This window comes from Streptomyces sp. NPDC127119, from assembly GCF_042677425.1.
GTDB lineage: Bacteria > Actinomycetota > Actinomycetes > Streptomycetales > Streptomycetaceae > Streptomyces.
Genome location: NZ_JBHXTO010000010.1, coordinates 107,889 through 127,621, shown reverse-complemented (window position 1 = coordinate 127,621; position 19,733 = coordinate 107,889). Strand labels below are relative to the sequence as shown.

Genomic DNA, 19,733 nt, shown 5'->3' with positions numbered 1-19,733 from the left:
GGCCGGAACCCATGGGTTCCGGCCACCCCGGCGGCACGTTTCTTCTCAGTGCTGGTGGCGGTCAGCCCTCGTCGTGGGAGACCGCGCGGCGCGCGTCCGCGTCCAGGACGCCCCAGCTGATCAGCTGCTCGGTGAGGACCGAGGGCGACTGGTCGTAGATGACGGCGAGCGTGCGCAGGTCGTCCTGGCGGATCGACAGCACCTTGCCGTTGTAGTCGCCGCGCTGGGACTGGATCGTCGCCGCGTAGCGCTGCAGGGGGCCCGCCTTCTCGGCCGGTACGTGGGCCAGTCGCTCCAGGTCGAGGACCAGCTTCGGCGGCGGCTCGGCGGCCCCGCCCGGCGTGGTGCCCGGCAGCAGCTCCTGCACGGGAACGCCGTAGAAGTCCGCCAGCTCGGCAAGACGCTGCACGGTCACGGCGCGGTCGCCGCGCTCGTACGAACCGACCACGACCGCCTTCCAGCGGCCCTGGGACTTCTCCTCGACGCCGTGGAGGGAAAGGCCCTGCTGGGTACGGATGGCGCGGAGCTTGGCCCCGAGCTGTTTGGCGTATTCGCTGGACATATAGCTCCCCGGACACTGTGTCGACGTGCGGCTCGGCCGCGCGGCTGGTGACTCACTGTGAGGTTACGCAGCGTGACTCTGGCTCGTCAAGCCGAATGGTCCGGACCGGTCTCCCCGGGGAAGCGGAGCACGGCCGGGACGAGGGGGGTGATCAGGGGCATTGCCGGGCTGGTACCGTGGATGGCGCAATTCCGACGTCCTTTAATGATCCGTCCCGAGAGGCGGAGAAGGAGGTCCGTTTCGTATGGACACCGAACAGCAGAAGCAGCAGTACGCGTCCGATGCGCGGCCCGTTCTCGAGGCCCCCGACATCGCACGGGTCCTGACCCGTATCGCCCACGAGATCGTCGAGCGCGCCAAGGGCGCCGAGGACGTGGTGCTCCTGGGCATTCCGACCCGGGGCGTGCACCTGGCGCAGCGGCTCGCCGTCAAGCTCCAGGAGATCACCGACCGCCGCATTCCGGTCGGCTCCCTCGACATCACCATGTACCGCGACGACCTGCGCATGCACCCGCCGCGAGCGCTGGCCCGCACCGACATCCCCAGTGACGGCATCGACGGCAGACTCGTCGTCCTCGTCGACGACGTGCTCTTCTCCGGCCGCACCATCCGCGCCGCCCTCGACGCGCTGAACGACATCGGCCGCCCGCGTGCCGTGCAGCTCGCGGTCCTCGTCGACCGCGGCCACCGCGAACTCCCGATCCGCGCCGACTACGTCGGCAAGAACCTCCCCACGTCGTTGCGGGAGACGGTCAAGGTCCAGCTCGCCGAGGAGGACGGTCGGGACACCGTGCTGCTCGGTGTGAAGCAGACCTCCCAGGGCGGGCAGCCGTAGCTCTGCGGCGTACGGCCGTCGCCGTGCGCCGGGCCCACGCGCGCCCCTGCCCGTCCCGGTCGTGCCCACCGGCACCTCCGGACGCCCGCTTCCCGACCTGAACCGCCTTGTGCCTTCTGCCTTACGGAGCCTGAAAGATGCAGCGTCATCTCATCTCGGCCGCCGACCTCACCCGCGACGACGCCGTCCTGATCCTCGACACCGCCGAGGAGATGGCCCGGGTCGCCGACCGGCCGATCAAGAAGCTGCCGACCCTGCGCGGCCGCACCGTCGTCAACCTCTTCTTCGAGGACTCCACCCGCACCCGGATCTCCTTCGAGGCCGCCGAGAAGCGGCTGTCCGCGGACGTCATCAACTTCACCGCCAAGGGCTCCAGCGTCTCCAAGGGCGAGTCCCTCAAGGACACCGCCCAGACCCTGGAGGCGATGGGCGTCGACGCCGTCGTCATCCGGCACGGCGCCTCCGGAGCCCCGTACCGCCTCGCGACCTCCGGCTGGATCGACGCCGCCGTCATCAACGCGGGCGACGGCACCCACCAGCACCCCACCCAGGCCCTGCTCGACGCCTTCACCATGCGGCGCCGGCTCGTCGGCCGGGACGAGGGCCTCGGCCAGGACCTCTCCGGCAGGCGCATCACGCTCGTCGGCGACATCCTGCACAGCCGGGTCGCCCGCTCGAACGTCGACCTGCTGCACACCCTCGGCGCCGAGGTCACCCTCGTCGCCCCGCCGACCCTGGTGCCGGTCGGCGTCGAGTCCTGGCCCTGCGAGGTCTCGTACGACCTGGACCGGACGCTGTCCAAGTCCGACGCCGTGATGCTGCTGCGCGTGCAGCGCGAGCGGATGAACGCGGCGTTCTTCCCGACCGAGCGCGAGTACTCGCGGCGCTACGGCCTCGACGGCGACCGCATGGCGAAGATGCCCGAGCACGCCATCGTGATGCACCCCGGGCCGATGGTCCGCGGCATGGAGATCACCGCCGAGGTCGCCGACTCGGCGCGCTGCACCGCCATCGAGCAGGTCACCAACGGAGTTTCGATCCGGATGGCCGTCCTGTACCTGCTGCTCGGTGGCAACGAACCCGCCGCCACCCACACCCGTACCGAGGAGAAGTAAGTCACATGAGCAAGATTCTGATCCGTGGTGCGAAGGTGCTCGGCGGCGAGCCGCAGGACGTCCTCATCGACGGCGAGACCATCGCCGAGGTCGGTACGGGTCTCTCGGCGGAGGGCGCCGAGGTCGTCGAGGCCGACGGCCGGGTGCTCCTGCCGGGGCTCGTCGACCTGCACACCCATCTGCGCGAGCCCGGCCGCGAGGACTCCGAGACGGTCCTGACCGGTACGCGCGCCGCCGCGAGCGGCGGCTACACCGCCGTGTTCGCCATGGCCAACACCTTCCCCGTGGCCGACACCGCCGGAGTCGTCGAACAGGTCTACCGGCTCGGCCGCGAACACGGCTACTGCGACGTGCAGCCCATCGGGGCCGTCACCGTCGGCCTGGAGGGCAAGAAGCTCGCCGAACTGGGCGCCATGCACGAGTCCGCCGCCGGCGTCACCGTCTTCTCGGACGACGGCAAGTGCGTCGACGACGCCGTGATCATGCGCCGGGCCCTGGAGTACGTGAAGGCCTTCGGCGGCGTCGTCGCCCAGCACGCCCAGGAGCCCCGCCTCACCGAGGGCGCCCAGATGAACGAGGGCGTCGTCTCCGCGGAACTGGGACTCGGCGGCTGGCCCGCGGTCGCCGAGGAGTCGATCATCGCCCGGGACGTCCTGCTCGCCGAGCACGTCGGCTCCCGCGTCCACATCTGCCACCTGTCGACCGCCGGCTCCGTCGAGATCGTCCGCTGGGCCAAGTCTCGCGGCATCGACGTCACCGCCGAGGTCACCCCGCACCACCTCCTCCTCACGGATGAGCTGGTGCGCTCCTACAACCCGGTCTACAAGGTCAACCCGCCGCTGCGCACCGAACGCGACGTGCTGGCCCTGCGCGAGGCGCTCGCCGACGGCACGATCGACATCGTCGCCACCGACCACGCCCCGCACCCGCACGAGGACAAGGACTGCGAGTGGGCCGCCGCCGCCATGGGCATGGTGGGCCTCGAAACCGCGCTGTCGGTCGTCCAGCGGACGATGGTCGAGACCGGGCTGCTCGACTGGGCCGGTGTCGCCGACCGCATGTCCCTCAAGCCCGCCGAGATCGGCCGGGCACAGGGCCACGGCCGTCCCGTCTCGGCAGGTGAGCCCGCCAACCTCACGCTGGTGGACACCGCATACCGTGGTGAGGTGGACCCCGCGGGCTTCGCATCGCGCAGCCGCAACACTCCGTACGAGGGTCGTGAGCTGCCGGGCCGTGTCACGCACACGTGGCTGCGGGGCAGGGCCACGCTCGTCGACGGGAAGCTCGCGTGACATCACTCACCCCCTTTGCAGCGCAGATCGCCACGGAACTCACCACGGGCCGCGCCGTCGGCCTCGCGGCGGAGCAGAAGTCCGCCGAGGTGACCGACTGGGCCGCCCGCATCGGCTGGCTCGTCGGCCTGGTCCTGTTCATCGCGCTCGTCTACTGGCTGATGCGCGAGGGCTGGAAATGGCGCGGCACCCTCCAGGGAGACCTGCCCGAGCTGCCCGTCGTGCCGAGTGAGCCCGGTGCGGCCAGACTGACCATGAGCGGTCGCTACCACGGGTCGACGACGGCCGGGCAGTGGCTCGACCGCATCGTGGCGCACGGCCTGGGCACCCGCAGCAGGGTGGAGCTGACCCTGACGGACGCGGGTCTCGACGTCGTACGCCCCGGGGCGGCCGACTTCTTCGTCCCCCGCGAGCGACTGCGCGAGGCCCGGCTCGACAAGGGCATCGCGGGCAAGGTCCTCTCCGAGGGCGGCCTGCTCGTCGTCACCTGGGAGCACGGCGACAAGCTGATCGACTCAGGATTCCGCTCCGACCACGCGGCGGAGCACAACGAATGGGTCGACACCCTGAACCACATGACCGACCAGAGCAGCGACATCGACCAGAGCAGCGACACGGAAGGCGCACGATGACCACCTCCGACCAGGGAACCGCCTCGCAGCGGCACAAGGCGGCTCCCGCCGTACTCGTTCTGGAGGACGGCCGGACCTTCCGCGGCCGGGCCTACGGGGCCGTGGGGGTGACCTTCGGCGAAGCGGTGTTCTCCACCGGCATGACCGGCTACCAGGAGACCCTCACCGACCCGTCGTACCACCGCCAGGTCGTCGTGATGACCTCCCCGCACGTCGGCAACACCGGCGTGAACGACGACGACCCCGAGTCCGGGCGGATCTGGGTCGCGGGCTACGTCGTACGCGACCCCGCGCGTGTGCCCTCCAACTGGCGCTCCCGGCGCTCGCTGGACGAGGAGCTCGCCACGCAGGGCGTCGTGGGCATCAGCGGCATCGACACCCGCGCGCTCACCCGCCATCTGCGCGAGCGCGGCGCCATGCGCGTCGGCATCTTCTCCGGCAGCGCGCTGCCGGACGAGGGCACCATGCTCACCGAGGTGCGCCAGGCCCCCGAGATGAAGGGCGCCAGCCTCTACGAGGAGGTCGCCACCAAGGAGACGTACGTCGTCCCGGCCGTCGGTGAGAAGAAGTTCACCGTCGCCGCCGTGGACCTCGGCATCAAGGGCATGACCCCGCACCGCATGGCCGAGCGCGGCATCGAGGTGCACGTGCTGCCCGCCACCGCGACCGTCGAGGAGATCTACGCGGTCGCCCCCGACGGCGTGTTCTTCTCGAACGGCCCCGGCGACCCGGAGCAGGCCGAGCACCCCGTCGCCCTCATGCGCGCCGTGCTGGAGCGGAAGACGCCCCTGTTCGGCATCTGCTTCGGCAACCAGATCCTCGGCCGCGCCCTCGGCTTCGGCACCTACAAGCTGAAGTACGGCCACCGGGGCATCAACCAGCCCGTGCAGGACCGTACGACCGGCAAGGTCGAGGTCACCGCGCACAACCACGGCTTCGCCGTCGACGCGCCGCTCGAGAAGGTCTCCAAGACCCCCTACGGGCGGGCCGAGGTCAGCCACGTCTGCCTGAACGACCAGGTCGTCGAGGGGCTCCAGCTGCTCGACCAGCCCGCGTTCAGCGTCCAGTACCACCCGGAGGCGGCCGCGGGTCCCCACGACGCCGCCTACCTGTTCGACCGCTTCACGTCTTTGATGAACACAGCTTCGATGGAGGGCCAGCGTGCCTAAGCGCTCCGATATCCAGTCCGTCCTGGTCATCGGCTCCGGCCCGATCGTCATCGGCCAGGCCGCCGAGTTCGACTACTCCGGCACCCAGGCCTGCCGCGTCCTCAAGGCCGAGGGCCTGCGGGTGATCCTGGTCAACTCCAACCCCGCGACGATCATGACCGACCCGGAGATCGCCGACGCCACGTACGTCGAGCCGATCACCCCGGAGTTCGTCGAGAAGATCATCGCCAAGGAGCGCCCCGACACGCTCCTGCCGACACTCGGCGGCCAGACCGCCCTCAACACCGCGATCTCCATGCACGAGCAGGGTGTGCTGGAGAAGTACGGCGTCGAACTGATCGGCGCCAACGTCGAGGCCATCAACAAGGGCGAGGACCGCGACCTCTTCAAGGGCGTCGTCGAGGCCGTCCGCGCGAAGATCGGCCACGGCGAGTCCGCCCGCTCGGTCATCTGCCACACCATGGACGACGTGCTGGGCGGTGTCGACACGCTCGGCGGCTACCCCGTCGTCGTGCGCCCCTCCTTCACCATGGGCGGCGCAGGCTCCGGCTTCGCGCACGACGAGGAGGAGCTGCGCCGCATCGCCGGCCAGGGCCTCATGCTCTCCCCGACCACCGAGGTGCTCCTGGAGGAGTCCATCCTCGGCTGGAAGGAGTACGAGCTGGAGCTGATGCGCGACAAGAACGACAACGTCGTGGTCGTCTGCTCCATCGAGAACTTCGACCCGATGGGCGTCCACACCGGCGACTCGATCACCGTCGCGCCCTCGATGACCCTGACCGACCGCGAGTACCAGCGGCTGCGTGACATCGGCATCGCGATCATCCGCGAGGTCGGCGTCGACACCGGCGGCTGCAACATCCAGTTCGCGGTCAACCCCGACGACGGCCGCATCATCGTCATCGAGATGAACCCCCGCGTCTCGCGCTCCTCGGCCCTCGCGTCGAAGGCCACCGGCTTCCCGATCGCCAAGATCGCCGCCAAGCTGGCCGTCGGCTACACGCTCGACGAGATCCCGAACGACATCACGGAGAAGACCCCGGCGTCCTTCGAGCCGACCCTCGACTACGTGGTCGTCAAGGCACCCCGGTTCGCCTTCGAGAAGTTCCCCTCCGCCGACTCCACGCTGACCACGACCATGAAGTCGGTCGGCGAGGCCATGGCGATCGGCCGCAACTTCACCGAGGCGCTCCAGAAGGCGCTGCGCTCGCTGGAGAAGAAGGGCAGTCAGTTCACGTTCGTCGGCGAGCCCGGCGACAAGGCCCTTCTTCTGGAAGAGGCGATCAGGCCGACCGACGGGCGCATCAACTCCGTCATGCAGGCCATCCGCGCGGGCGCCACGCCCGAGGAGGTCTTCGACGCGACCCGGATCGACCCCTGGTTCGTGGACCAGCTGTTCCTGATCAAGGAGATCGCGGACGAGCTGGCCGCCGCCGACAAGCTGGAGCCCGCGCTGCTCGCCGAGGCCAAGCGGCACGGCTTCTCCGACGTCCAGATCGGCGAGATCCGCGGGCTGCGCGAGGACGTGGTGCGCGAGGTGCGCCACGCGCTCGGCGTGCGCCCGGTCTACAAGACGGTCGACACCTGCGCCGCCGAGTTCGCCGCCAAGACGCCGTACTTCTACTCCTCGTACGACGAGGAGACCGAGGTCGCCCCGCGCGAGAAGCCCGCGGTGATCATCCTCGGCTCCGGCCCGAATCGCATCGGCCAGGGCATCGAGTTCGACTACTCCTGCGTCCACGCCTCCTTCGCGCTGAGCGACGCCGGCTACGAGACCGTGATGGTCAACTGCAACCCCGAGACCGTCTCCACGGACTACGACACCTCCGACCGGCTGTACTTCGAGCCGCTCACCCTGGAGGACGTACTGGAGATCGTCCACGCGGAGACGCTGGCCGGACCGGTCGCGGGAGTGATCGTCCAGCTCGGCGGCCAGACCCCGCTGGGCCTGTCGCAGGCGCTCAAGGACAACGGCGTCCCGGTCGTCGGCACCCCGCCCGAGGCCATCCACGCCGCCGAGGACCGCGGCGCCTTCGGCCAGGTGCTCGCGGAGGCCGGACTGCCCGCGCCGAAGCACGGCACCGCCACCACCTTCGCCGGCGCCAAGGCCATCGCGGACGAGATCGGCTACCCCGTCCTCGTCCGGCCGTCGTACGTCCTCGGCGGACGCGGCATGGAGATCGTGTACGACGAGACGCGGCTGGCCTCCTACATCGAGGAGTCCACCGAGATCAGCCCCTCCCGGCCGGTCCTGGTCGACCGCTTCCTGGACGACGCGATCGAGATCGACGTGGACGCCCTGTACGACGGACACGAGCTGTACCTCGGCGGCGTCATGGAGCACATCGAGGAGGCCGGCATCCACTCCGGCGACTCGGCGTGCGCCCTGCCCCCGATCACCCTCGGCGGCTTCGACATCAAGCGGCTGCGCGCCTCGACCGAGGCCATCGCCAAGGGCGTCGGCGTCCGCGGACTGATCAACATCCAGTTCGCACTGGCCGGGGACATCCTGTACGTCCTCGAAGCCAACCCGCGTGCCTCGCGCACGGTCCCCTTCACCTCGAAGGCGACCGCGGTGCCGCTCGCCAAGGCCGCCGCCCGGATCTCGCTGGGCGCGACCGTCGCCGAGCTGCGCGCCGAGGGGCTGCTGCCGTCCGTCGGCGACGGCGGTGAGCTGCCGCTGGACGCGCCGATCTCCGTCAAGGAGGCCGTCATGCCGTGGTCGCGCTTCCGCGACATCCACGGCCGCGGTGTCGACACCATCCTCGGCCCGGAGATGCGCTCCACCGGCGAGGTCATGGGCATCGACTCGATGTTCGGCACGGCGTACGCGAAGTCCCAGGCGGGCGCGTACGGGCCGCTGCCCACCAAAGGGCGCGCCTTCATCTCCGTCGCCAACCGCGACAAGCGCTCGATGATCTTCCCGGCCCGTGAACTCGTCGCCCACGGCTTCGAGCTGTTCGCCACGTCCGGCACGGCCGAGGTGCTCAAGCGCAACGGCATCAACGCCACGATCGTGCGCAAGCAGTCCGAGGGCGAGGGCCCGAACGGCGAGAAGACGATCGTCCAGCTCATCCACGAGGGCGGCGTCGACCTCATCGTCAACACGCCGTACGGCACCAGTGGCCGCCTCGACGGCTACGACATCCGTACGGCCGCCGTGGCCCGTTCCGTGCCCTGCCTGACGACCGTCCAGGCGCTCGCCGCGGCCGTCCAGGGCATCGACGCGCTCACCCGCGGAGACGTGGGCGTGCGGTCGCTGCAGGAACACGCGGAGCACCTGACCGCTGCCCGCGACTAGGCGCTCCGCCTGCCGCGGGTGCTGCGTCCGCGGGTCCGCTGTGGCTGGTCGCGCAGTTCCCCGCGCCCCTTCGGGGGCTCCGGTCCACCGGCGTCGAGGGGGACACCTGGAAGGGTGTCCCCCTCATCCATGAGGTTCTCGACGAGGAAGCCCATCATGTACAAGCTCTTCTTCCGGCTCGCTTTCCAGCGCATGGACCCCGAGCAGGCCCATCACCTCGCCTTGGGCTGGATCCGGCTGGCCGTCCGCGTCCCCGTCCTGCGGACCTTCGTCGCCGCCGTGCTCGCGCCCCGGTACAAGGAGCTGCGGACCGAGGCGTTCGGGCTGCGGATGCACGGCCCGTTCGGGCTCGCGGCCGGCTTCGACAAGAACGCGGTCGCGATCGACGGCCTGTCGATGCTCGGCTTCGACCACGTCGAGATCGGCACGGTCACGGGGGAGGCGCAGACCGGCAACCCCAGGAAGCGGCTGTTCCGCCTCGTGCCGGACCGCGCGCTGATCAACCGCATGGGATTCAACAACGAGGGCTCCGAGGCCGTGGCGGAGCGCCTGAGGGCCCGTACGCCCGTCTTCAGGACCGTCGTGGGCGTCAACATCGGCAAGACCAAGGTCGTCCCCGAGGAGGAGGCCGCCGCCGACTACGTGAAGTCCGCCGAGCGGCTGGCCCCGTACGCCGACTACCTCGTGGTCAACGTCAGCTCCCCGAACACGCCCGGACTGCGCAACCTCCAGGCGACCGAGTCGCTGCGGCCCCTGCTCACCGCCGTCCGCGAGGCCGCGGACCGGACCGTCACCGCGCGCCGGGTGCCGCTGCTCGTGAAGATCGCGCCGGACCTCGCCGACGAGGACGTGGACGCCGTCGCCGACCTCGCGGTCGAACTGGGCCTGGACGGGATCATCGCCACGAACACCACCATCGCGCGCGAGGAGCTGGGGCTGGCGTCCGACGCCTCCCTCGTCGCGGAGACCGGCGGGCTGTCCGGCGCGCCGCTCAAGGCACGCTCCCTGGAGGTGCTGCGCCGCCTCTACGCGCGCGTGGGGGACCGGATCACCCTCGTGGGCGTCGGCGGCGTCGAGAACGCCGAGGACGCCTGGCAGCGTGTCCTGGCCGGCGCCACGCTGGTCCAGGGCTACAGCGCCTTCGTCTACGAGGGCCCCTTCTGGGGACGCGGCATCCACAAGGGCCTCGCCGCCCGCCTGCGTACGAGCCCGTACGCCACCCTCGCCGACGCGGTCGGCGCCGACGTGAGGAACACGAGGAGCACGGTATGAGCCTGCTGAACGGTGGGGGCCCGGAGTCCTTCGGCGCCCGTCTGCGCCGCGCCATGGACGAGCGGGGCCCCCTGTGCGTCGGGATCGACCCGCACGCCTCCCTGCTCGCCGACTGGGGCCTGAACGACGACATCGGGGGCCTGGAGCGCTTCAGCCGCACCGTCGTCGAGGCGCTGGCCGACCGGGTCGCCGTACTGAAGCCGCAGAGCGCGTTCTTCGAGCGCTTCGGGTCGCGCGGTGTCGCCGTCCTGGAGAAGTCGGTCGAGGAGGCGCGCGCGGCCGGGGCGCTGGTCGTCATGGACGCCAAGCGCGGTGACATCGGCTCGACCATGGCGGCGTACGCGTCCGCCTTCCTGGAGAAGGGCTCACCGCTGTTCTCCGACGCGCTGACGGTCTCGCCGTACCTCGGCTACGGATCGCTGAAGCCGGCGGTCGAACTCGCCCGGCAGAGCGGCTCGGGGCTGTTCGTGCTCGCCCTGACCTCCAACCCGGAGGGCGCCGAGGTGCAGCACGCGGTACGCCCCGAGGACACGGCCCTGCGGAACGTGGGCGCGACCATGCTGGCGCACCTCGCCGAGGAGAACGCGGGACAGACCCCGATGGGCTCCTTCGGGGCGGTCGTCGGCGCCACGCTCGGCGATCTCTCCTCGTACGACCTCGCCATCAACGGCCCGCTCCTCGCCCCTGGCATCGGCGCCCAGGGCGCGACCCCGGCCGACCTTCCCCGGGTCTTCGGAGCGGCGGTGCGTCAGGTGGTGCCGAACGTCAGCCGGGGTGTTCTGCGTCACGGACCCGACCTCGGCGCGCTACGCGCGTCGTCGGACCTCTTCGCGGAGGAGATCAGGGCGGCGGTGGAGGCGGCCTGAGGACTTCGGCGCGCGTCTTCCGGACGTCCCGCGTCTGAATACATGCTCAAATCCGGGGAGTTTTGTCGTAAATGTCGGACTCGATAGAGGCTGACCAGGACTTTTCCTCTGTTCTCGCTGACTCCGGCGGACTTGCCCGCTAGTCTCCGACCAGAGTCAACGGGCAGAAGTGTTGTCCGTTGCTCGCCAGGTGTGGGGCGACCAGCTTCCTCACCGGTCCGTATCCGACAGTTCGACATCCGAGGTGACGTAGGCGTGGCTCTTCCGCCCCTTACCCCTGAACAGCGCGCAGCCGCGCTCGAAAAGGCCGCCGCGGCTCGCCGGGAGCGGGCCGAGGTCAAGAATCGACTCAAGCACTCCGGCGCCTCGCTCCACGAGGTCATCAAGCAGGGTCAGGAGAACGACGTCATCGGAAAGATGAAGGTCTCCGCTCTCCTGGAGTCCCTGCCGGGCGTGGGCAAGGTCCGCGCCAAGCAGATCATGGAACGGCTCGGGATCTCCGAGAGCCGCCGTGTGCGAGGTCTTGGCTCCAATCAGATCGCCTCCTTGGAGCGCGAGTTCGGCGGCGGTGCGGCCTGACGTTCTCAGGCACCCCTGAGAACCTGGATAATCACCGCATGGCTGCAACACCCCGGGGGACGACCCCCGTATCCCCGGACGTAGGTCCGCGGCTGACCGTGCTCTCCGGCCCCTCAGGGGTCGGCAAGAGCACGGTCGTCGCTCATATGCGCAAGGAACATCCCGAGGTCTGGCTCTCGGTGTCGGCGACGACCCGCAGGCCGCGCCCCGGCGAGAGGCACGGTGTCCACTACTTCTTCGTCAGTGACGAGGAGATGGACAAGCTGATCGCCAACGGCGAGCTTCTCGAATGGGCGGAGTTCGCGGGCAACCGCTACGGGACACCGCGCGACGCCGTGCTGGCACGGCTGGAGTCGGGCGAGTCGGTCCTCCTGGAGATCGATCTCCAGGGCGCCCGGCAGGTCCGCGAGTCCATGTCCGACGCCCAGCTGGTGTTCCTGGCCCCTCCTTCCTGGGAGGAGCTGGTGCGCCGGCTCACCGGGCGGGGCACCGAGCCGCCCGAGGTGATCGAGCGCCGGCTGGGCGCCGCCAAGATCGAGCTGGCGGCCGAGCCGGAGTTCGACACCACCCTGGTCAACACCTCCGTCGAGGACGTGGCGCGCGAGCTGCTAGCCTTGATGGAAGTTGTTTGATCTTTCAGGATCACCTTTAAGGTCGATTTCCACCTTTCGGAAGGCAGAGCGTGTCCTCTTCCATCACCGCGCCCGAGGGCATCATCAACCCTCCGATCGACGAGCTTCTTGAGGCAACCGACTCGAAGTACAGCCTGGTGATCTACGCGGCCAAGCGTGCCCGCCAGATCAACGCGTACTACTCGCAGCTCGGCGAGGGCCTCCTTGAGTACGTCGGTCCCCTTGTGGACACCCACGTCCACGAGAAGCCGCTGTCGATCGCCCTCCGGGAGATCAACGCGGGTCTGCTGACGTCGGAAGCCATCGAGGGCCCGGCTCAGTAGTATTTTCTGCTTGCAGTTCGTTTATCCACAGGCCCGGCAGCGCCCCTGCCGGGCCTGTGGTGTGTGATGGGGGCGTACGTACGTTTTCCGAGGTCCGGGGAGAGACGTGGACAAGCCGAAGGTCGTGCTGGGGGTCAGCGGTGGCATCGCCGCCTACAAGGCGTGCGAACTGCTGCGCCGACTGACCGAGTCGGGACACGACGTGCGCGTCGTGCCGACCGCGTCCGCGCTGCACTTCGTCGGCGCCGCGACCTGGTCCGCCCTGTCCGGACACCCCGTCTCGACCGAGGTCTGGTCCGACGTGCACGAGGTCCCGCACGTGCGGATCGGCCAGGGGGCCGACCTGGTCGTCGTCGCCCCCGCCACCGCGGACCTGCTGGCGAAGGCCGCCCACGGCCTGGCCGACGACCTCCTCACGAACACCCTGCTCACCGCCCGCTGTCCGGTCGTCTTCGCGCCCGCCATGCACACCGAGATGTGGGAACACCCGGCCACCCGGGAGAACGTGGCGACCCTGCGCCGCCGGGGCGCCGTCGTCATCGAACCCGCCGTGGGCCGGCTGACCGGCGTCGACACCGGCAAGGGACGGCTGCCCGACCCCACCGAGATCTTCGAGGTCTGCCGCCGCGTGCTCGCGCGGGGAGCGGCCGAACCGGATCTCGCCGGGCGCCACGTCCTCGTCAGCGCGGGCGGCACGCGGGAACCGCTCGACCCGGTCCGCTTCCTCGGCAACCGGTCCTCCGGGAAGCAGGGGTACGCCCTCGCGCGCACCGCCGCCGCCCGGGGCGCCCGCGTCACCCTGATCGCCGCGAACACCGCGATGCCGGACCCGGCGGGCGTCGACGTCATCCAGGTCGGGACGGCCGTGCAGCTCCGCGAGGCCGTGCTCAAGGCCGCCCCGGACGCCGACGCCGTGGTCATGGCGGCGGCGGTGGCGGACTTCCGGCCCGCTGCATACGCGTCGGGAAAAATCAAGAAGAAGGACGGCCAGGAACCGGAACCGATCGTTCTCGTTCGAAATCCGGACATCCTCGCGGAGATCTCCGCGGACCGCGCCCGCCCCGGTCAGGTCGTCGTCGGTTTCGCCGCCGAGACGGACGACGTGCTGGCCAACGGCCGGGCGAAGCTCCTGCGCAAGGGCTGCGACCTCCTCGTCGTCAACGAGGTGGGCGAGCGCAAGACCTTCGGCTCCGAGGAGAACGAGGCGGTCGTGCTGGGCGCCGACGGAAGCGAGACCCCTGTGCCCCACGGGCCCAAGGAAGCACTGGCCGAGACTGTGTGGGACCTCGTGGCGCGCCGACTCGTGTGAACGCCCCAACAACTTCAGGACACCCCGGCCGTCGCACGCGGACACCACTTTTCACCGGCGCACAAGGGTGTGGGAACCTGGCGGAGACGGTAATTCGTGTCGCAGAATGCCCGTGCCGCAGGTCACAGCGCTTCCGAGAGGCGAGACAGTAGCCCCGCGACGGAGCGCGACCGATAAACTGTTCTCGGACGACGCCGGGCGCAGCTCCCGGCCGTCCGCCAATGATCAGCCAGCAGCCGCTGCAACCACAGGGAGCGTTGTGTCCCGTCGCCTGTTCACCTCGGAGTCCGTGACCGAGGGTCACCCCGACAAGATCGCTGACCAGATCAGCGACACCATCCTCGATGCGCTTCTGCGTGAGGACCCGTCCTCCCGGGTCGCCGTCGAGACGCTCATCACGACCGGCCTCGTGCACGTGGCCGGCGAGGTCACGACCAAGGCCTACGCGCCGATCGCGCAGCTCGTGCGCGACAAGATCCTCGAAATCGGCTACGACTCCTCGAAGAAGGGCTTCGACGGCGCGTCCTGTGGCGTGTCCGTGTCGATCGGCTCTCAGTCCCCGGACATCGCGCAGGGCGTCGACACCGCGTACGAGAAGCGGGTCGAGGGCGACGAGGACGAGCTGGACAAGCAGGGCGCCGGCGACCAGGGCCTGATGTTCGGCTACGCGACGGACGAGACCCCGGAGCTGATGCCGCTCCCGATCCACCTCGCGCACCGCCTCGCGCGACGCCTCTCCGAGGTCCGCAAGAACGGCACGATCCCGTACCTGCGCCCCGACGGCAAGACCCAGGTCACCATCGAGTACGACGGCGACAAGGCGGTCCGGCTGGACACCGTCGTCGTCTCCTCGCAGCACGCGTCGGACATCGACCTGGACTCGCTGCTCGCGCCCGACATCCGCGAGTTCGTGGTGGAGCCCGAGCTGAAGGCGCTCCTGGACGACGGCATCAAGCTGGAGACCGAGGGCTACCGCCTTCTGGTCAACCCGACCGGCCGCTTCGAGATCGGCGGCCCGATGGGTGACGCCGGTCTGACCGGCCGCAAGATCATCATCGACACCTACGGCGGTATGGCCCGCCACGGTGGCGGCGCGTTCTCCGGCAAGGACCCGTCCAAGGTCGACCGCTCCGCCGCGTACGCCATGCGGTGGGTCGCCAAGAACGTCGTCGCCGCGGGCCTCGCCTCCCGCTGCGAGGTCCAGGTCGCCTACGCGATCGGCAAGGCCGAGCCCGTCGGCCTCTTCGTCGAGACCTTCGGCACCGCCAAGGTCGACGCGGAGAAGATCGAGACGGCCATCTCCGAGGTCTTCGACCTCCGCCCGGCCGCGATCATCCGCGACCTCGACCTGCTGCGGCCGATCTACTCCAAGACCGCCGCGTACGGCCACTTCGGGCGCGCGCTGCCGGAGTTCACCTGGGAGAAGACGGACCGGGTGGACGCCCTGCGCAAGGCGGCGGGCCTCTAACCTCCCGCTTCCACGCCTCGTGCGCTCGCGCGCACACGGCGGAGGCCCAGCTCCTCCGCCGCACGGCTTGCACCGAGACCCGGCCTTCCCGCTTGAGGGGGGCCGGGTCTCGGCGTTTCAGGGCGGCCGACCGACCTCGGGTGGTGTGTCGAGGGGGTGGTGTCGGCCAGTGCTTCGGGGTGTTCGTGGTGTGTGGGTGGGGTGGTGGCGGGCGGGTGGGGGTGTCAGTGCGGTCTGGTAGGAATGCTGCTGTGAGCAGCGACGACGGGCAGACGGGTGGCGGGGCCGACGGGGCGCCGCCCGAGCAGCTTGCGTTGATCCGGGATGCCGTGCGCAAGGCGCCGCGGGCCAAGCCGCGGACCTGGCGCGGGGCCGCGGTCGCCGAGCATCTGCCCGTCGCGCGGGTGCTCGTCGACAAGGGCGTGCTGCATCTCGACCGGTACTTCGACTACGCCGTGCCCGAGGAGCTGGACGCCGACGCCCAGCCCGGGGTGCGGGTGCGGGTGCGGTTCGGGGCCGGGCGGCACCGGGTGCGGGAGGGGCGGCGCGAGGGCGGCGGGCTGATCGACGGGTTCCTCGTAGAGCGGCTGGCCGAGTCCGACTACTCGGGACCCCTGGCGGCCCTCGCCCAAGTGGTGTCGCCGGAGATCGTGTTGAGCGAGGAGTTGCTCGGCCTCGCGCGCGCCGTCGCCGACCGGTACGCGGGAAGCCTGGCCGACGTACTGCAACTGGCCGTCCCGCCGCGCAACGCCCGCGCCGAGGGGAAGCCTTCCCCCGAGCCGCTGCCCGTGCCCGAGGCGCCGGCGGTGGGGTCCTGGGCCAGGTATCCGCGGGGGCCCGCCTTCATCGAGTCGCTCGCGGGCGGCGGGGCACCCCGGGCCGTGTGGAACGCGCTGCCGGGGCCAGGCTGGGCCGAGGAACTGGCGCGGGCCGTCGCGGCGACGCTCGCCTCCGGGCGCGGCGCGCTCGTCGTCGTGCCCGACGGGCGGGCCGTCAGCCGGGTGGACGCGGCCCTCACCTCGGTGCTGGGGGAGGGGCGGCACGCCGTGCTGACCGCCGAGGCCGGCCCCGAGAAGCGGTACCGGCAGTGGCTGGCCGTGCGGCGCGGGTCCGTACGGGCCGTGGTGGGGACCAGGGCCGCCATGTTCGCGCCCGTACGGGATCTGGGGCTCGTGGTCATCTGGGACGACGGGGACGGCAGCCACAGCGAACCGCACGCCCCGCAGCCGCATGCCCGCGAGGTCCTGCTGCTGCGGGCCGCCCATGACAAGTGCGCGTTCCTGCTGGGGAGTTGGAGCTGCACCGTCGAGGCCGCGCAGCTCGTCGAGAGCGGCTGGGCGGCTCCGCTCGTCGCCGAGCGGGAGCAGGTGCGCGCGGCGGCTCCGCTCGTACGGACCGTCGGCGACCAGGACCTCGCGCGCGACGAGGCGGCGCGGGCCGCGCGGCTGCCCACCCTCGCCTGGCAGGCCGTCAGAGAAGGGCTGAAGACGGGGCCCGTACTGGTACAGGTTCCGCGCCGGGGCTACGTACCCCGCATGGCCTGTGCGCAGTGCCGGGCGCCCGCGCGGTGCCGGCACTGTGCCGGGCCGTTGGAGGGGCAGGACGCCGGGGGGCTGCAGTGCGGGTGGTGCGGCCGGGAGGAGAACAGCTGGCACTGTCCCGAGTGCGGTGGGTTCCGGCTGCGGGCGCAGGTCGTGGGGGCGCGGCGGACCGCAGAGGAGCTGGGGCGCGCGTTCCCGGCCGTCCCCGTGCGGACCTCCGGACGCGAACAGGTGCTGGACACCGTGCCGGGGACGCCCGCGCTCGTCGTCAGCACGCCGGGCGCGGAGCCCGTGGCCGAGGGCGGCTACGCGGCGGCGCTGCTGCTCGACGGCTGGGCGATGCTCGGACGCCCCGACCTGCGGGCCGGCGAGGAGGCGCTGCGGCGGTGGATCGACGCGGCGGCGCTGGTACGGGGGCAGCCGGACGGCGGGACCGTGGTGGTCGTGGCCGAGCCGACGCTGCGGCCCGTGCAGGCGCTGGTGCGCTGGGACCCGGTCGGGCACGCCGTGCGTGAACTGGCCGAGCGGGCCGAGCTGGGGTTCCCGCCGGTGTCGCGGATGGCGTCCGTGTCCGGGACCGCGGAGGCGCTCGCCGGATTCCTCGCCACGGTCGAACTGCCCGGCGAGGCCGAGCTGCTGGGACCGGTGCCGGTGGTCCCGGCGGACCCGGGGCGACCGCGGCGGGCGGGGGCGCCGCCGCCCGGCGAGCAGTGGGAGCGGGCGCTGATCCGGGTGCCGCCGGGGAAGGGGGCGGCGCTGGCGTCCGCGCTGAAGCATGCGCAGGCCGCGCGGATGGCTCGCGGGGGGAGCGCCCGTGGAGGCAGTGGGGGGAGCGGGGGGAACGGAGGCAGTGGGGGTGGCCGGGGTGGTGGCGGGAGTGAAGCGGTGCGGATCCGGATCGATCCGCCCGACATCGGGTGACCTGCGCGGACCAAGAGAGACGGGGAGACGGGGGAGATACGCGTCTGCCCCCGAAGTTCTCGGGGGCAGACAGGGGGACCGCTTCGAGGGCGCTCCGGTGAGGGCGTCAGCCGTTGCGCGGGCCGGGGAACGCGTTCGGCCTGGCCTCCTCGCGGAGGGTGGGGCTGCCCGCCGTCGGCTGGGTCGGCAGCGGCATGGGCATCGGCATCGGCATGGAACGGGCGGCCGGGACCGTGGGGATACCGGTGTTGACGCCGACCGCGCGGGTACCCGACGGCTCGGTCGCGCGCTCGGCCTCCGCGGCGGCCTGGGCGGTCGCCCGGCGGGCGCCGTAACGGCGGTGCACCGCCTGTTTGGTGACGCCGAGAGCCGAGCCCACCGCGTCCCACGAGAAACCCAGTGAGCGGTCGAAGTCCACGGCGGCCGTGACCAGGGTCTCGACGCTGTCCCGCAGCTCCTGGGCGAGGCGGACGGTCGGAGCGGGAGCGCGTCCGTAGACGACGAAGCCCGTGGAGGGGCCGGAGCGGCGCGGGCGGTAGACGTTGCCCAGCTGGGCTGTCAGCGTGCGCAGTGCGTCCACCTGCCGGCGGACCCGCTCGATGTCCCGCACCAGCAAGTGCAGGCTGGCCCGAGCCTGGGCGTCGTGGGTTGCGTGGTCGGCCATGAACAAGCCTCTCGAACCGGCGTTGAAAAGGACCGGGCCGCGAGTGCGGCCCGTTTTGGTCAACTCTTTCTTGACCAACGCGTTTCGGGGTGAGTGGTCACGCACCAGGGGCGTGGAGGCATATGCGTACGCCCCCGGCGGCCGGTTCGGGGGTACTTCGGGTGAGAGTTCCGGCTGCGGGTGCGGTGGGAGCCGGTCGCGCAGTTCCCCGCGCCCCTGGGAGCCGGGCCGCGCCCCATAGACTGGTGCGCTGCCCGTTGTGAATTCGACCGAGAGGCCGACTGCCACCCATGAAGCTCGTCTTCGCCGGTACCCCCGAGGTCGCCGTTCCCGCTCTGGACGCCCTGATCGCCTCCGGGCGGCACGAGGTGGCCGCCGTCGTCACGCGGCCCGACGCGCCCGCCGGACGGGGGCGCAGGCTCGTCGCGAGCCCCGTCGCCCAGCGCGCCGAGGAGGCCGGGATCGAGGTGCTCAAGCCCGTCCGGCCGCGGGACGAGGACTTCCTCGCGCGGCTGAGGGAGATCGCCCCGGACTGCTGCCCCGTCGTGGCGTACGGCGCGCTGCTGCCGCGGGTCGCGCTCGACATCCCCGCCCACGGGTGGGTCAACCTGCACTTCTCGCTGCTGCCCGCCTGGCGCGGGGCGGCGCCCGTGCAGCACGCCGTCATGGCCGGGGACGAGATCACCGGGGCGTCCACCTTCCTCATCGAGGAGGGGCTCGACTCCGGGCCGGTGTACGGGACCGTCACCGAGGAGGTGCGGGCCACCGACACCAGCGGGGATCTGCTGACGCGGCTCGCCTTCGCCGGGTCCGGGCTGCTCGCGGCGACGATGGACGGGATCGAGGACGGCACGCTGAAGGCCGTGCCGCAGCCGGCCGACGGGATCACCCTGGCTCCGAAGATCAGCGTCGAGGACGCGCATGTCGACTGGGCCGCGCCGGCGCTCCGGGTCGACCGGGTCGTACGGGGGTGCACGCCGTCGCCCGGGTCGTGGACCGTGTTCCGCGGGGAGCGGCTGAAGCTGATCCAGGTCGTGCCGGTTCCCGAGCGGACGGATCTTGCGCCGGGGGCGTTGGCGGTCGGGAAGAACAATGTGTACGTCGGTACCGGGTCGTACGCGGTCGAGTTGTTGTGGGTGCAGGCGCAGGGGAAGAAGCCGATGCGGGCGGCTGACTGGGCCCGGGGGGTTCGGATCGCCTCCGGCGAGGTGGTGGGGGGCTGAGTCTGTCGCTCCGCGGGCGGGACTGTTTT

At 71.1% G+C, this 19,733-nt stretch carries 17 protein-coding genes; 15 read left to right on the top strand and 2 right to left on the bottom strand.

Annotation, left to right across the window (positions count from 1 at the left end; genetic code table 11):
• Window positions 1-61: 61 nt before the first annotated feature.
• Window positions 62-562 (bottom strand): transcriptional regulator BldD, encoded by a 501-nt coding sequence (bldD, locus tag ACFVH5_RS07995; RefSeq protein WP_067366005.1) that lies wholly within the window; start codon window positions 560-562, stop codon window positions 62-64.
• Between the two features lie 244 nt (window positions 563-806).
• Between bldD and pyrR the strand changes: the two genes are divergently transcribed.
• From pyrR to ACFVH5_RS07925, 14 genes are all read left to right on the top strand, one after another.
• The gene (pyrR, locus tag ACFVH5_RS07990; RefSeq protein ID WP_210891820.1) at window positions 807-1,397 is read left to right on the top strand and encodes a bifunctional pyr operon transcriptional regulator/uracil phosphoribosyltransferase PyrR; all 591 of its coding nucleotides are present in this window, start codon (window positions 807-809) and stop codon (window positions 1,395-1,397) included.
• 137 nt (window positions 1,398-1,534) lie between these two features.
• Window positions 1,535-2,512 (top strand): aspartate carbamoyltransferase catalytic subunit, encoded by a 978-nt coding sequence (locus ACFVH5_RS07985; protein WP_384810142.1) that lies wholly within the window; start codon window positions 1,535-1,537, stop codon window positions 2,510-2,512.
• A 5-nt stretch (window positions 2,513-2,517) separates the two neighbouring features.
• The gene (locus ACFVH5_RS07980) at window positions 2,518-3,804 is read left to right on the top strand and encodes a dihydroorotase (protein ID WP_385832686.1); all 1,287 of its coding nucleotides are present in this window, start codon (window positions 2,518-2,520) and stop codon (window positions 3,802-3,804) included.
• A gap of 26 nt (window positions 3,805-3,830) precedes the next feature.
• The gene (locus ACFVH5_RS07975; RefSeq protein WP_107019869.1) at window positions 3,831-4,436 is read left to right on the top strand and encodes a hypothetical protein; all 606 of its coding nucleotides are present in this window, start codon (window positions 3,831-3,833) and stop codon (window positions 4,434-4,436) included.
• Window positions 4,433-5,605, top strand: a complete 1,173-nt coding sequence (gene carA, locus ACFVH5_RS07970; protein WP_385832685.1) for a glutamine-hydrolyzing carbamoyl-phosphate synthase small subunit — start codon at window positions 4,433-4,435, stop codon at window positions 5,603-5,605. The genes ACFVH5_RS07975 and carA overlap by 4 nt, the downstream gene beginning before the upstream one ends.
• Window positions 5,598-8,906, top strand: a complete 3,309-nt coding sequence (carB, locus tag ACFVH5_RS07965; protein WP_384810137.1) for a carbamoyl-phosphate synthase large subunit — start codon at window positions 5,598-5,600, stop codon at window positions 8,904-8,906. Before carA ends, carB begins: the two co-directional genes overlap by 8 nt.
• A gap of 156 nt (window positions 8,907-9,062) precedes the next feature.
• Window positions 9,063-10,178 carry a quinone-dependent dihydroorotate dehydrogenase gene (locus ACFVH5_RS07960; RefSeq protein ID WP_385832684.1) on the top strand — a complete coding sequence of 372 codons (1,116 nt, stop codon included), beginning with the start codon at window positions 9,063-9,065 and terminating at the stop codon, window positions 10,176-10,178.
• Window positions 10,175-11,044, top strand: a complete 870-nt coding sequence (pyrF, locus tag ACFVH5_RS07955) for an orotidine-5'-phosphate decarboxylase (RefSeq protein ID WP_385832683.1) — start codon at window positions 10,175-10,177, stop codon at window positions 11,042-11,044. The genes ACFVH5_RS07960 and pyrF overlap by 4 nt, the downstream gene beginning before the upstream one ends.
• 255 nt (window positions 11,045-11,299) lie before the next feature.
• The gene (locus tag ACFVH5_RS07950; RefSeq protein WP_005319887.1) at window positions 11,300-11,623 is read left to right on the top strand and encodes an integration host factor; all 324 of its coding nucleotides are present in this window, start codon (window positions 11,300-11,302) and stop codon (window positions 11,621-11,623) included.
• A gap of 38 nt (window positions 11,624-11,661) precedes the next feature.
• The gene (gmk, locus tag ACFVH5_RS07945; RefSeq protein WP_385832682.1) at window positions 11,662-12,255 is read left to right on the top strand and encodes a guanylate kinase; all 594 of its coding nucleotides are present in this window, start codon (window positions 11,662-11,664) and stop codon (window positions 12,253-12,255) included.
• A gap of 50 nt (window positions 12,256-12,305) precedes the next feature.
• Window positions 12,306-12,578, top strand: a complete 273-nt coding sequence (gene rpoZ, locus ACFVH5_RS07940; protein ID WP_005319902.1) for a DNA-directed RNA polymerase subunit omega — start codon at window positions 12,306-12,308, stop codon at window positions 12,576-12,578.
• A 106-nt stretch (window positions 12,579-12,684) separates the two neighbouring features.
• The gene (coaBC, locus tag ACFVH5_RS07935; RefSeq protein WP_385832681.1) at window positions 12,685-13,887 is read left to right on the top strand and encodes a bifunctional phosphopantothenoylcysteine decarboxylase/phosphopantothenate--cysteine ligase CoaBC; all 1,203 of its coding nucleotides are present in this window, start codon (window positions 12,685-12,687) and stop codon (window positions 13,885-13,887) included.
• Window positions 13,888-14,146: 259 nt separating this feature from the next.
• Window positions 14,147-15,355, top strand: coding sequence for a methionine adenosyltransferase (gene metK / locus ACFVH5_RS07930; RefSeq protein ID WP_107019661.1), 1,209 nt, complete (start codon window positions 14,147-14,149; stop codon window positions 15,353-15,355).
• Between the two features lie 251 nt (window positions 15,356-15,606).
• A complete protein-coding gene (locus tag ACFVH5_RS07925; RefSeq protein ID WP_385832680.1) occupies window positions 15,607-17,817 on the top strand; it encodes a primosomal protein N' in 2,211 nt (736 codons plus the stop codon).
• A 106-nt stretch (window positions 17,818-17,923) separates the two neighbouring features.
• On the opposite strand, the gene ACFVH5_RS07920 is transcribed toward ACFVH5_RS07925, so the two are convergent.
• Window positions 17,924-18,481, bottom strand: a complete 558-nt coding sequence (locus tag ACFVH5_RS07920) for a hypothetical protein (protein WP_385832679.1) — start codon at window positions 18,479-18,481, stop codon at window positions 17,924-17,926.
• Between the two features lie 290 nt (window positions 18,482-18,771).
• Here ACFVH5_RS07920 and fmt point away from each other — a divergent pair, with 290 nt between their 5' ends.
• A complete protein-coding gene (gene fmt, locus ACFVH5_RS07915) occupies window positions 18,772-19,704 on the top strand; it encodes a methionyl-tRNA formyltransferase (RefSeq protein WP_384810112.1) in 933 nt (310 codons plus the stop codon).
• Window positions 19,705-19,733: the final 29 nt, after the last annotated feature.

Coding starts and splice junctions, on each gene's coding strand:
- bldD (WP_067366005.1), bottom strand. CDS start 562: ATGTCCAGCGAATACGCCAAACAGCTCGGGGCCAAGCTCCGCGCCATC.
- pyrR (WP_210891820.1), top strand. CDS start 807: ATGGACACCGAACAGCAGAAGCAGCAGTACGCGTCCGATGCGCGGCCC.
- ACFVH5_RS07985 (WP_384810142.1), top strand. CDS start 1,535: ATGCAGCGTCATCTCATCTCGGCCGCCGACCTCACCCGCGACGACGCC.
- ACFVH5_RS07980 (WP_385832686.1), top strand. CDS start 2,518: ATGAGCAAGATTCTGATCCGTGGTGCGAAGGTGCTCGGCGGCGAGCCG.
- carA (WP_385832685.1), top strand. CDS start 4,433: ATGACCACCTCCGACCAGGGAACCGCCTCGCAGCGGCACAAGGCGGCT.
- ACFVH5_RS07960 (WP_385832684.1), top strand. CDS start 9,063: ATGTACAAGCTCTTCTTCCGGCTCGCTTTCCAGCGCATGGACCCCGAG.
- pyrF (WP_385832683.1), top strand. CDS start 10,175: ATGAGCCTGCTGAACGGTGGGGGCCCGGAGTCCTTCGGCGCCCGTCTG.
- gmk (WP_385832682.1), top strand. CDS start 11,662: ATGGCTGCAACACCCCGGGGGACGACCCCCGTATCCCCGGACGTAGGT.
- ACFVH5_RS07920 (WP_385832679.1), bottom strand. CDS start 18,481: ATGGCCGACCACGCAACCCACGACGCCCAGGCTCGGGCCAGCCTGCAC.
- fmt (WP_384810112.1), top strand. CDS start 18,772: ATGAAGCTCGTCTTCGCCGGTACCCCCGAGGTCGCCGTTCCCGCTCTG.